Origin of the sequence: Tissierella creatinophila DSM 6911 (genome assembly GCF_001940565.1) — a bacterium.
GTDB classification, from domain to species: Bacteria; Bacillota; Clostridia; order Tissierellales; family Tissierellaceae; genus Tissierella_A; species Tissierella_A creatinophila.
Genome location: NZ_LTDM01000001.1, coordinates 68,948 through 82,471, shown reverse-complemented (window position 1 = coordinate 82,471; position 13,524 = coordinate 68,948). Strand labels below are relative to the sequence as shown.

Below are 13,524 nucleotides of genomic sequence, written 5' to 3'. Positions count from 1 at the left end.
CCTCTTTAATACTTAACTATAAATAGTTTTCGATTAAAGATAAATAACCCCTGTAAAAATTAAAACAACTATAAACTTTTTTTATTTTTTTGATTTAAAATTAATAGTACTAATTTTTTAGTACTATTAATTTTAAATTTTATTATTTATTATTTATTATATCACCAATAGTAGGTTCATTTTCTTCTTCAGTGATTTTATTTTGGCTTAAAGATTCTTCTTCTTTTTCTTCTTTCTCAATTTCTTTTATGCTAAGACTAATTCTTTTTTCTTCTAGATCTATATCTATAACCTTAACTTTTACAGTCTCTCCTACTTTTAAAATTTCAGAAGGACTCTCTATATGATCTTTAGATATTTGAGAAATATGAAGAAGTCCATCAACGCCTTCATTTAATCTTACAAACGCTCCAAATGCTAAAATATTTACTACCTTACCCTCTACAACATCTCCTAAGCTTATATTCTTTTCAAATTCATCCCAAGGTTTAGGAATAGTTTGTTTTAGCCCTAAAGAGATTCTGTTTTTTTCTTTATTTAAGTCTAAAATTTCAACTTCTACTTTATCTCCAGGATTTAATATACTTGAGGGATGTTTTACCCTATTCCAAGATAGATCTGATATATGGATTAGACCATCTACCCCACCCAAATCTACAAATGCACCAAAGTCAGTAAGCCTTTGTACTATTCCTTCTATATTTTCTCCTATTTTGAGTTTAGACCAAGTTTCTTCCCTTTGAACTTCTAATTCTTCTTTTTCAATTTCTTTTCTACTCAATATAATTCTTCTCTTTTTCTTATCAAAATCAACAATTTTTGCCTGTATTACTGTATCTTTATATTTTTCCATATCTTTAACAAAACTTACTGATATTAAAGAAGCAGGCATGAAAGCTTCTATTCCTTCTACTGATACTATAAGACCGCCTTTAACCGCCCTTAAAACTTTACCTTCTATTATTTTACCACTATTAAAGTATTCTTCAAGTATGTCCATGTTTTTAATATTTCCTACTCTTTTATAAGATAATACAACATTACCTTCTCCATCATCTGCTTTAAGAATGTAAACGTCTATTTTATCTCCTTCTTTAAAAAGATCTTTAGGATTGACATTTGTATCATTAGATAGTTCATCTTTACTTATTATACCATCAGATTTATAATTAATATTTACCATAACTTCATTAGAAGTTACAAATATTACTTCACCTGTTACTATTTCGCCTTTATGAATTCTAGTAAAAGAATTTTCAATTGCTTCCATCATTTCATTATCATTAAAATTATCCATTGTATAAATAGCCTCCTTAATTATCCAATCAGGTGTAGAAGCACCTGCTGTTACTCCTATTGTATTAAATTTAGATATACTTTGTAAAGGTAATTCATTAATTCTCTCTATATGAAATACATTCTTACAAAATTTTTCACTTATTTCCTTAAGTTTTAAAGTATTAGAACTCTCATAACCCCCTATTACTATCATAGCATCTACTTCCTTTGCCAATTCCATAGTAGCTATTTGTCTATTTTTAGTAGCTAAACAGATAGTATTAAAAACTTCTACTACTTGTCCTTTCTTTTTTACTTCTTCAGATAATTTATAAAATTGTTCATAAGTATTAGTAGTTTGGGATACTATACATATTTTATCTAATTCAGGCATCTTCTTTATATCTTCTACATTATTTACTATAAAAGCACCATTAGAACACCAACCATTTATACCTACTACTTCTGGATGATTTTTATCTCCTATTATAACTATATTATACCCTTTATTCATATACTCCTCTACTCTTTTATGAACTGACTTTACGTAAGGACAAGTTCCATCTATTATATTTATATTTAATTCTTCCATTTTTTGAATTTCTGGTTTAGTAATTCCATGGGCTCTAATTACAATATTACCATTTGGAATATCTTTTATATTTTGAATCTGTTTTAAACCTCTATTTTCTAATTCATCAACTACTTGTGGATTATGAATTAGAGGGCCATAAGAATATAAGCATCCTTTATTTACTTTTAATGCATTTTCTGTTTTATCTATGGCTCTTTTAACCCCAAAGCAAAATCCTGCATGCTCTGCTATAATAATATTCAATAATTATTTACCTCCTTCATATTTTAAACTATATATTTGAGATAAAATATGTTTACTTAAGTCACTATACTGTTCTGGAGTTAATTTACCTTCTATATCTTTATATAGATATAGAGGTTCACCTATATGAATTATAATTTTACTAAATAACTTATAATTACTTTCTATATATATAGGTAAAACTGGAGATTTAGATTTTATGGCAAGTAATGATACCCCTGATTTTGCATTGTTTAAATCCATTTTTTTAACTCTTGTCCCTTCTGGAAAAATTCCTAAAACTCTATCTTCTTTTAGAATTTTTAATGCATTTTTAACTGCCCCTATATCTACTTCATCTCTATTTACTGGAAAAGCACCTACTTTTCTTGCTATGAAATTTATTAGTTTATTATTAAAAATTTCTTTTTTAGCCATCCAACATATTTGACGAGAAAAAAATATAGATATTATAACGGGATCTAAATTGTTTTTATGATTAGAACATACAATTAACTTTCCATCCAAAGGGATATTTTCTTTACCAATTACTTTGAAACGAAATATTACACTAAATAAAATGTAAGCTATATTTACTAATATATCATAAAGCAACAGTATTCCCTCCCTTTACACACAATACAATTGCATCTACTACTTCTTTTATACTTTTTTCAGTAGTATCTATTAGTATTGCATCTTCAGCTTGCTTTAAGGGATCAGCTTCTCTATTACTATCTATTTTATCTCTTTTTCTAATATCTTCTTCAAGTACTTTGAGATTTATTTCTTTATCTCCATTTTGATTTAACTCTTTATACCTTCTAAGAGCCCTTTCTTCTATAGTAGCTGTTAAAAAGAATTTGTATTTAGCATTCGTTAGTACAACTGTACCAATATCTCTTCCATCCATCACTATATTTTTACATCTTGCCATATTTTGTTGTAATTCAACCATTTTTTGTCTAACTTCAGGAATTATAGCTATATACGAAACACTTTGACTTACATAATTAAGTCTTATTTCATCATTTATAACTTTACCATCTAAATAAATATTTCCATCTTTAAAGTCAATATTAGTAGTTTCTAATAGTTTCAATACTAGTTTTTTATCTTTAGGATCAAGATTATTTTCTAATACTTTCCATGTTAAAGCTCTATACATAGCACCTGTATCTATATATTCCATATTTAAGATTTTAGATACTTCTTTAGCTATCGTACTTTTTCCTGAACTTGCTGGTCCATCTATTGCAATAGAATAACACTCATTTTGCATAAAGTCCTCCTAATATCTATAAATTGTCCAATATAATTACCAAGACTCTATTCCTCACTCTAGTTATCATTATATCTCTATTAATTATATATTAAATATCCTTAGTATACAAGGATATTAAGTTTTAAATTAGTGTTTGTATTTTTAAACATTATTTCCAGCTAAGAACCCTGTCGAAAATGCTATTTGTAAATTGAATCCACCAGTTAAAGCATCCACATCTATAATTTCTCCAGCGAAAAAAAGATTTTTTACAATAAGAGATTCCATAGTAGAAGGGTTTATTTCTTTAATATTTATTCCTCCACTTGTAATTATGGCTTCTTCTATAGGTCTTAACTTCTTAAATGTTAAAGGCATGCCTTTAATAGCTTTTACTAAGTTTTCTCTTTCAAGTTTTGTTATTTGATTGACTGTTTTTTCTCCTTCAATATTTGAATTTGATATAATTATAGGTATAATTCTTTGTGGTAGTAAATCATTTAAAGCATTTTTGAATTGTTTGTTATTATATATTTCAAAATCTTTTAAAATTCTCTCATCTAATTGCTTGTTATTTAAAGCAGGCTTAAAATCAATTTCAAATCTTAAATCTTTTGATTGATATTTATTTATATAAGAACTACTAGAAAGTACTATAGGTCCAGATATCCCAAAATGGGTAAATATCATTTCTCCAAAACTCTCATAGATTTGTTTTTTTCCACTAAATGATTTTAATGTTACATTTTTTAAGGATACTCCTTGTAAATCTTTAATAAAAGACTCTTTTATCTCTATTGGTACTAAAGAAGGTCTTAGTTCTGTCACAGAATGTCCAAGCTCTTTAGCGAAGTTCAATCCATCCCCAGTAGAACCAGTTAGTGGGTAACTCACTCCCCCTGTGGCTAATATAAGTTTATCAAACTCTAAAGTTTCTTTTTCAGTAATTATATTAAATTTATTGTCTTTATTTATAATTTTTTTAACTTTAGTGTTTAAAAGTACATTTACATTTTGTTCTTCTATGAATTTAGTCAGTGCTTTTAATATATCACTTGATTTATCGCTATTTGGAAAAATTCTATTTCCTCTTTCAACTTTTGTCTTTACACCATATTTATTTAATAGTTCGATTAGATTTTCATTTGTAAAAGAATATAGACTACTGTATAGAAAATTTTTGTTAGAAACTATAAAATTAAAAAAATCTTCAATTGGTAAATCATTACTTACATTACATCTACCTTTACCTGTTATATATAATTTCTTACCTATTTTATTGTTTTTTTCTATTAAATAAACTTGATTTTCACTGGAAGAAGCTATACCTGAAGCTATAATTCCTGCAGGCCCTGCTCCTATAACACCTATTTTTTTCTTCATGTAATCTCCTTTGTTTTTAATATTGTTATCATATATGATAAGATTTTTTATGATAAATATATACTCTCTTAAATAAAACATACTAATTTAGATTTTAAATTATGAAGATTTTTCAACTATATATAATATAGGAGGATTATTTTTTTGATTTATAAAAGTATGTTTTAATACATTAAATTCTTTTTGATTTAAATCTTTTAATAAGTTTTCTATTTGAATATTTTCTTCTAGTCCTCCAACATGACCTATATATGAATTTATAAGCAATAATCCATTGTAATTTAGTAAATTTAAAGAACTTTTCAAACTTTTTATAGTTGAAGTAGATTTTGTAACTATACTTTTATCTCCATTTGGCAGATATCCTAAATTATATATTATAAAATCTAATTTAAGTGAAATATATTTATTTAGATTTTCATGGCTATCTTTTATAAGAATAGCTCTTTCTATAAGATTATTTTCTTTTAAAAGTTCTCGAGTCTTTTCTATAGCTATTTCTTGTATATCAAATCCATAAACCTTACCACTATCTCCTACCATATTAGCCATTAAAACTGTATCTTTTCCATTGCCTACAGTAGCATCCAAAACAACTTGTCCTTGTTTTATATAGCTTTTTATATATGATTTTGTAATTGAAACAGTATTATTTAATATTTTATATTGCATTTGTCCTCCTTACAATGATTTAATATAATTCATTTCTTCTTCATCTAAATATCTCCATTCTCCAACTTCAAGTCCACCAAGTTGAATTTCTCCAATAGATATTCTCTTTAACTTTTTAATAGGATGATTTATAGCTTCACACATCTTTCTTATTTGTCTGTTTCTACCTTCATTTATTTCTATTTCTAATATAGACTCTGTTTCATAGTTTTTTATAATTTTCATCTTAGCTGGTGAAGTTTTTTTACCGTCAATTATAACTCCACTTCTAAATCTTGTTAACTCTCCCTTATTGGGAGTACCTTCAACTATAGCAATATATTTTTTGACAATTTCATTTCGTGGATGAGTTATTTTGTTAGTAACTTTGCCATCATTTGTAAGTAAAAGAAGCCCACTTGTATCCATATCAAGTCTCCCGATAGGATATATCCTCTCGTTTACATCCTCTATAAGATCTGTTACTATTTTTCTATCTTTTTCATCATCCATAGTAGTTACGTAACCGAGAGGCTTATTTAAAATAATATAAATTTTATTTTCTTCTAGTTTAATTACCTTGTTATTGACCATTACAATATCCTTATTAGGATCTATATCAATTCCTTGTTCTGTTACTATTTTATTATTTAATTTTACAATCCCTTCCTCTATCATCTTTTCAGATTTTCTTCTTGATGCTACACCACATTGTGCCATGTATTTTTGAAGTCTCATTTTATTCCCCTTTCATTTATGCTTATCTTTTATTTTATTTCTTCTAATATGCTTATCTTTTATTTTATTTCTTCTAAAATTTTTTGTATAATATTATCTTTTTTGACTATATCTTTAGATATTACATTTTCTTTTTTAATTAATACCCCTTCTAAATACGTTTCTATCACACCTATTTTTTGACCTTTTTCAATCGGAGTTTTTATATTTTTATCTATTTCTAATTTTATTTTTATATCCTTTCTTTCTTCATCTGAAAGTGGATATACGAATTCATTATTTGCTAATGCATATATTGTTTTATTTCCATCTTCTATATCTATCTTTTTAATTAATTGATTATTATCATATATAATATATGGTTTGAAATTTTCAAACCCATAATCCATTAATTTATAATTATCATTAAACCAATCACTAGCACCTAGACTTACGGCTATTAGATTCATACCATTTCTCTGAGCAGTAGAAACCAAACATCTTCCAGAACTAGTTGTATATCCTGTCTTTCCTCCATTTCCACCTTCATATTCCCAAAGAGTTTTATTTTTATTTACAAAATAACCATTTTTTTCTCTATTAGCATTATAAATTTTACTTTTAAATATTTGTTTAAAATGTTCATTCTTCAATGCTTCTTTAGTAATAAGTGCTAAGTCGTATGCTGTTGAATAATGATTTTTTTCACTTAATCCATGTGGATTTTCAAAATTAGTATTGAGTGCACCGATTGACTTAGCTTTGGAGTTCATTTTATTTACAAAATCATCTACATCTTTTCCTATATGATTTGCTATAGCTATAGAAGAATCATTGCCTGATCTAAGCATAAGTCCATATAATAAATCTTTTAAACTTAAAACTTCATTCTTTTTTAAATATATACTAGAACCTTCTATGTCTATACTTCTATCATCTATAGTTATTTTATCTTTTAAATTACCTTCTTCAAGTGCTATTAAAGCAGTCATTATTTTAGTAGTGCTTGCCATAGCCATCTTTTCATTAGAATTTTTTTCTATTATAACTCTGCCTGAATTAGCATCCATAAGTATATAGTTATTACCACTTAAACTTAAACCTTCAGCATTTGTAAAGTTACCACTTATTATAAAAAAGCTTACGATAAATAAACTAATTAGTCTTTTTTTCATTTTAACATCTCCTAATCATTTTATATTATCATTCCAAATTAAATAAGAATAATACTTAAATACTAGGTTTCTTGAGTTTTAATTTCTGTTATTTCTTCTAAATTTTGTATAAATGGTAAATCATCTAAATTTTCTAATCCAAACGCCCTTAAAAACTCATTAGTAGTTCCATATATAATTGGTTTTCCTGGTTTTTCCAACCTTCCAAGCTCTCTAACTAAATTCCTTTGAATTAATGTTTCAATTACTTTATCTGATTTAACACCTCTTATATGTTCAATATCTGATTTAATAATAGGTTGTTTGTAGGCTATTATAGAAAGAGTTTCTAGTGCAGCGATAGAAAGATTTTTTTTATCATTTGTTGGATTAAGTTTTTTTATCCATTCATAGTGTTCTACCCTTGTAGATAACTGATATGAATTACCTACCTTTATTATTTGTATTCCTCTTCTGTTGTAATCAAATTCATCTATCATATCTTTAATAATAAATGATACATCTCTTTCAGAAATATTTATTATTTTAGAGATATCTTTTATATCTAAAGGGTCTCCCCAAGTAAATAATAAAGCTTCAATTACCGATTTAATTTCTCTAATGTCCATTGTTAATTCTCCTCTATAATAACCTTTTCTATTATTAAGTTGGAAAAGGCACCTTCTTGCTTTACGATTATATTTTTTGTTTTTATTAATTCTAATAATGATAAGAAATATGCTATAACTTCATTTTTATTTGCCTCTTCACCTATTAAGTCATAAAAGCTAAATTTATTTAGTTTTTCAAGTTTTTTAAAAATATTATCTATACATTGAGAAATTGTATATTCTTCTCTCTTTATTTCTTCCACTGTTAATTTATTTTCTTTTATTCCTCTTTTAGTTAGAATTTGGTTTAGAGACTTTACTAAAAGTTCTAAATCAAATTCATTAAAATCTATAGATTCATTTTCATAAATAGATAAATCTTCTTTAAGCTTATAGTAGGTTTTAGACTTCTCTTTTTCAAAGTCTTTTAGTTTATCAGCGGCTTCTTTAAACTTTTTATATTCTAATATCCTCATCACAAGCTCTTCTCTAGGATCCATTTCAAATTCTTCCCCATCAAACACTACTTTTTCTTTTGGTAAGAGCATTTTAGATTTAATTTCTAATAATGTTGAAGCCATAACCAAAAAATCACTAGCTATTTCTAGGTTTAATTCTTCCATATAATATATGTATCCTATATATTGTTGAGTAATTATATGGATAGGTATATCATATATGTCAATTTTAGTTTTACTAATAAGATTTAGCAATAAATCTAGAGGTCCTTCAAATGATTCAAGTGTAATTTTATAATCCGTACTTTTGTAATCCATAGTTTTCTCCAATTTTATTATGTAAAATATATAAATCTATTTTTATTTCTATTTTTTATGAAAAATATTATGATCTCAGTTTTTTAACAAAACTGAGATCATAATATTTAATTGTTAAATAGAAAGTTTGTAGATACTTTTTTAAACATATTAACAAAATTTCCTTTCTCGATGTCATCTACTGCAATTAAATTTATTTCATCTATAACTTTTTCTTTGTCTTTTATAATTAATTTTCCTATAGGCTTATTATCTTCTACTGGAGCTACTATATATTCAGGTACCTTTATAGACTTTTCTAATTTAACTTTATCACCCTTAGAAAACAGTATATGACTGTCTCTTTCTAAAACAAGTTCTACACTTTCATCTTTACCCTTTTCTAATGGTATAGTAGCTATAGAATCACCTTTTTTTCCTATTGTAATTGATTCATAATTTGAAAATCCATAATCTAATAATTTCTTAGCTTCTTCAAATCTTGATTTTGAAGTTTCACCACCTAAAACGACAGCAATAAGTTGAAGATCTCCTCGTTTGGCCGATGCAGATATACAATGAAGCGATTCATTTGTAAAACCTGTTTTAACGCCATTTGCTCCATCATAAGTCTTAATAAGTTTATTAGTATTTACCATTGACTGAGTGCTTGTTTTAGATTTTCCTACCTTTATTTCATCCATATAAGTAGATAGATATTTATAAATACCTTCATACTTCAAAAGTTCCTTAGACATTATAGCAATATCATATGCTGTAGAATAATGATTTTTTATTGGCAATCCACTACTGTTTGAAAATTTAGTGTTTTTCATTTTTAAAGTTTTAGCTCTTTTATTCATTTCTTTTACAAAGCTTTCTTCTGAACCAGAAATATATTCTGATAATGCAACTGCTGCATCATTTGCTGATCTTATAGAAGTAGCTTTAATCAAATTTTCTACTGTTTGCATCTCTCCTGCATCTAAATATACTTGTGTACCTCCCATCTTTGAAGCATGTTCGCTAATTTGTACTTCGTCCTGTAAAGTTATTTTTCCATTTTCAATTGACTCCATTACAATTAATAAAGTCATAATTTTTGTAATACTAGCTGGAAACAATCTTTCGTGTTCATTTTTAGCGTAAATAATCTTCCCAGAACTCGAATCCATAAGTAAGGAAGATTTGGATTTCATATCTATTTCTGCATAAGAAGCAATTGAAGTCATTGTCATAATAGTTATCAATATAAAGGATATTAATCTTTTTCGCATATAAATACCTCCAATACTATATTTATATTTATAGTATCCAAACATCAAATTTATATGCTTAATTAAAAATCTATATTGAATCCATTTTATTAATGTATCTCATAAAATACCAAAGTTTGTTTTTGCTTGTTTTTTTCACCTATCTTATATATCTCTAATATCTTGTTTTTAACCAATTCACCTTTTTGTTTATCATTTGTATGGATATAAGCTAAATCTTCTCCTAACTCTACTTCATCATCAATCTTTTTATTTAACATAATACCCACAGATAAGTCTAATTTACTCTCTAATGTTTCTCTTCCTGCTCCTAGACTTAAGGCACATTTGCCTATTTTTTCTGCATTTATTTCTTTTATAAATCCTTTTTTATTAGATTTTACTGCTATTATATATTTAGCCTTTGGAAATAAATTCGGATTCTCAATTTCTCGAATATCACCATGTTGATATTTAACTAATTCTAAAAACTTATTATAAGCTTTTCCTGAATTTATAACTTCTTTTAAAAGGTCCCTTCCTTCTTTTTCAGTTTTAACTTTTTTAGCTAAAACTAGAAGTTTCGAACCAAGTATAATACATAATTCAAATAAATCATCTGGTCCATTACCTTTTAGAGTATTTATCGCTTCTTTAACCTCAAGATTGTTTCCAATTGCATTTCCTAGTGGCTGATCCATATTAGTTACAATAGCCATTGTATTTCTTCCATAATTGTTCCCTATATTAACCATAGTTTTAGCTAGATGTTTTGCTTCATCTAAATTTTTCATAAATGCTCCGTTACCCACTTTTACATCTAATATAATTCCATCAGAATTTATTGCTAACTTTTTACTCATTATACTACTAGCTATAAGTGAAATATTCTCTACCGTAGCGGTTACATCTCTTAAAGCATATAGTTTTTTATCTGCCGGAGTGATGTTTGCAGTTTGGCTACAAATAGATATGCCTATTTCATTAGCATTATTTATAAACTCTTCTTTAGATATATCTGTTTGAAAACCTTCTATAGATTCAAGTTTATCTAAAGTTCCACCAGTATGTCCAAGTCCACGCCCTGACATCTTCACAAATGGTACCCCACATGCAGCTATCATAGGGCCTAATATTAAAGTAACACTATCTCCTACACCACCGGTTGAATGCTTATCTACTTTTAATCCTTTTATACTTGACAAATCAACAGTTTCACCTGATTCGACCATCGCTTTTGTCAAGAAAAGTGTTTCTTCATCATTCATTTCTTTTAAAAATATTGCCATAAGTAAAGATGATATCTGGTAATCTGGTATACTTCCATGAGTATATTCCTTTACAAAATAATCTATTTCATCTGGAGATAAATTTAATCCATCCCTTTTTCTTTTAATAATATCGTATATTCTCATTGTATTACCCACCTTTTTATATATTATTAAATATAGTTTTTAAGATTTTAAATTATAAAATCATATCTTTTAAAATAAGTTTCAATATAGGTGAACAAGAAATCTCAGTAATTATTCCTAAAAAAGAAAAGATTAAGAAAAAGCAAAATAATAGAGAATATTCTCTATTGGTAAATATATTTTTTGTAATTCTAGTATTATTTAAGGATTTAAAAGGGTTTTGTGATAAAGACATAGATAACGACCCTATACCTAAAAATGATATGATAAAAAATAAATATTGAGGATAAATTCCTACAAGAGCTATCCACAGACCCTTAAGTTTGAAATAGCTAACTAAAAATCCTACTCTAAAACCTACTGAAGCTCCTATAAAAGTAATTATAATAGGAATAAATATATAGCCTAAATTGAATAAACCTAAGAATATCATAGATAATAATATAAATAAATTATATAAAAATAAGTTTCTAAAAGTCATAGATTTAGTATATATATCTATATTCCTTAAAAAAGGATGAAAAAATGTAAATATTGACATCTTTGTATCATAGCTTATTTTCTTTAAAAAAATTGATCCACATATATTTCCTAATACAAAAGTACAAAACAATATAAAATAAAGCATAAAATGGTTTTGGAAATGTTTTTTTAGAAGTTTTAACAATCTTCTATATAGCAATTTAATATCCCCTTTCTCATACAAGCTCTTTTAGGCATTGTATGAGAAAATAATGGATTTTATTACTCTTATCTTCCCTCTATTAATTTTTGCGCTATAAATATTCCAATAATGGTTTTACTATCTACTATTTCTCCTCTTTTTACCATCTTAGTTAATTCATCAATTGGTAATTCTATTATCTCTAAAAACTCACCTGGTTCAGCTATATATTCAACTTTTCTTAAATCCTCTGCAAGAAATAGGTGTATTTTTTCATCAGAATAACCTGGAGAAGTATAGAATTCAGATATATAAGTAAGTTTATCAGATTCTAAGCCTGTTTCTTCTTTTAATTCTCTAATTGCTGTTTCTCTAGGTTCTTCATTTAATTCTAATTTCCCTGCAGGAATTTCAACTAAAAAGCTTTCTACAGGTTTTCTATATTGCTTTACTAAAACCATAGAACCTTCAGAAGTTATAGCTACTATTGCTACTCCTCCAGGATGTTCTATAATTTCTCTTTTAGAGTATTTCTTATCAGGCATCTCTACTGTATCAACTTTTAAATTTAAAATCTTACCTTCATACACTTTATCAGATTTCATAGTTTTTTCTTCATAAAGCATTAATTAAATACCTCCATAGTTTATTTATTAATTTATAATGTAAATACTATAAACTTCATTATATCATATAAATAAAAAAGAGAAAATCTATTTCAAATATGGTTTAATCTATATACTTGGTGATGCCTCCATTTCAAGTCTTAGCTTATCAGCTATTAAAGCTATAAACTCACTATTAGTTGGTTTGCCTTTATTAGTATTTATAGTATATCCAAATATCCTCTCTAAAGTCTCTAAATCTCCTCTATTCCATGCAACTTCTATTGCATGACGAATTGCCCTTTCTACTCTACTAGTCGTTGTATTATACTTTAATGCTACGGCAGGATATAATTCTTTTGTGATAGCTCCTAAATAATCCATATCATTTATAACAATATGAATAGCTTCTCTTAAATATAAATATCCTTTAATATGTGCAGGTACACCTATCTCTTGAATTACTTTAGTTATTTTAGTTTCCAATCCTTTCTCTTGTTTGATCAAGGAGTCTTCTTCTGAGAGTTCTATATTTTGGTTTTTAGGAGCTCTACTTGGATTCATATTATTTATTTGTTTTAGCCTATCAATAAACATATTAAAATCAAAAGGCTTTATAATATAATATGAAGCCCCTAATTCCATAGCTCTCTGAGTTATAGAATCTTGGCCTACTGCAGATAAAATAACTACTTTAGGAAAATAATCTGTATAATTTTCATTTAACTTCTCTAATACTCCTAATCCATCTAAATGTGGCATTATTATGTCTAATATTAAGATATCAGGCCTTGTTTCTTCAACTATGCTAAGAGCCTCTATGCCATTTTTTGCAGTTCCAACTACCTCAAAATCTTCTGCATTTGTAACAACTCTAGATATTATTTGACAAAACTCCCTATTATCATCGGCTATTGCTACTTTAACTTTTTTCATTATATATCTCCCCCTGAA

At 26.6% G+C, this 13,524-nt stretch carries 14 protein-coding genes; all 14 read right to left on the bottom strand.

What is annotated here, in order from left to right:
• Positions 1-142: 142 nt before the first annotated feature.
• Entirely contained in the window at positions 143-2,116 is a 1,974-nt protein-coding gene (locus TICRE_RS00440) for a bifunctional 4-hydroxy-3-methylbut-2-enyl diphosphate reductase/30S ribosomal protein S1 (RefSeq protein ID WP_075724062.1), read from the bottom strand.
• Between the two features lie 3 nt (positions 2,117-2,119).
• Complete coding sequence (locus TICRE_RS00435; RefSeq protein ID WP_075724061.1) at positions 2,120-2,710, bottom strand: lysophospholipid acyltransferase family protein; 591 nt, start codon at positions 2,708-2,710, stop codon at positions 2,120-2,122.
• A complete protein-coding gene (cmk, locus tag TICRE_RS00430) occupies positions 2,700-3,377 on the bottom strand; it encodes a (d)CMP kinase (RefSeq protein ID WP_075724060.1) in 678 nt (225 codons plus the stop codon). Before cmk ends, TICRE_RS00435 begins: the two co-directional genes overlap by 11 nt.
• Positions 3,378-3,521: 144 nt before the next feature.
• Complete coding sequence (locus tag TICRE_RS00425) at positions 3,522-4,742, bottom strand: BaiN/RdsA family NAD(P)/FAD-dependent oxidoreductase (RefSeq protein ID WP_075724059.1); 1,221 nt, start codon at positions 4,740-4,742, stop codon at positions 3,522-3,524.
• Between the two features lie 99 nt (positions 4,743-4,841).
• Entirely contained in the window at positions 4,842-5,414 is a 573-nt protein-coding gene (locus TICRE_RS00420) for a tRNA (mnm(5)s(2)U34)-methyltransferase (RefSeq protein WP_075724058.1), read from the bottom strand.
• Between the two features lie 9 nt (positions 5,415-5,423).
• Positions 5,424-6,131 (bottom strand): pseudouridine synthase, encoded by a 708-nt coding sequence (locus TICRE_RS00415; protein ID WP_075724057.1) that lies wholly within the window; start codon positions 6,129-6,131, stop codon positions 5,424-5,426.
• Positions 6,132-6,190: 59 nt separating this feature from the next.
• On the bottom strand, positions 6,191-7,285 hold the full coding sequence (locus TICRE_RS00410; protein ID WP_075724056.1) for a D-alanyl-D-alanine carboxypeptidase family protein: 1,095 nt from the start codon (positions 7,283-7,285) through the stop codon (positions 6,191-6,193).
• 62 nt (positions 7,286-7,347) lie between these two features.
• Positions 7,348-7,893 carry an SMC-Scp complex subunit ScpB gene (gene scpB, locus TICRE_RS00405; protein ID WP_075724055.1) on the bottom strand — a complete coding sequence of 182 codons (546 nt, stop codon included), beginning with the start codon at positions 7,891-7,893 and terminating at the stop codon, positions 7,348-7,350.
• A gap of 2 nt (positions 7,894-7,895) precedes the next feature.
• Entirely contained in the window at positions 7,896-8,651 is a 756-nt protein-coding gene (locus tag TICRE_RS00400; RefSeq protein WP_075724054.1) for a segregation and condensation protein A, read from the bottom strand.
• Positions 8,652-8,758: 107 nt separating this feature from the next.
• Positions 8,759-9,907, bottom strand: coding sequence for a D-alanyl-D-alanine carboxypeptidase family protein (locus tag TICRE_RS00395; RefSeq protein ID WP_075724053.1), 1,149 nt, complete (start codon positions 9,905-9,907; stop codon positions 8,759-8,761).
• 89 nt (positions 9,908-9,996) lie between these two features.
• The gene (locus TICRE_RS00390) at positions 9,997-11,301 is read right to left on the bottom strand and encodes a pyrimidine-nucleoside phosphorylase (RefSeq protein ID WP_075724052.1); all 1,305 of its coding nucleotides are present in this window, start codon (positions 11,299-11,301) and stop codon (positions 9,997-9,999) included.
• Between the two features lie 52 nt (positions 11,302-11,353).
• Positions 11,354-11,929: a stage II sporulation protein M gene (locus TICRE_RS13825; protein ID WP_408645634.1), complete on the bottom strand. Its 576-nt coding sequence runs from the start codon at positions 11,927-11,929 to the stop codon at positions 11,354-11,356.
• A gap of 122 nt (positions 11,930-12,051) precedes the next feature.
• The gene (locus TICRE_RS00380; protein WP_075724050.1) at positions 12,052-12,591 is read right to left on the bottom strand and encodes an NUDIX hydrolase; all 540 of its coding nucleotides are present in this window, start codon (positions 12,589-12,591) and stop codon (positions 12,052-12,054) included.
• 108 nt (positions 12,592-12,699) lie between these two features.
• The gene (gene spo0A, locus TICRE_RS00375) at positions 12,700-13,506 is read right to left on the bottom strand and encodes a sporulation transcription factor Spo0A (RefSeq protein ID WP_075724049.1); all 807 of its coding nucleotides are present in this window, start codon (positions 13,504-13,506) and stop codon (positions 12,700-12,702) included.
• Positions 13,507-13,524: the final 18 nt, after the last annotated feature.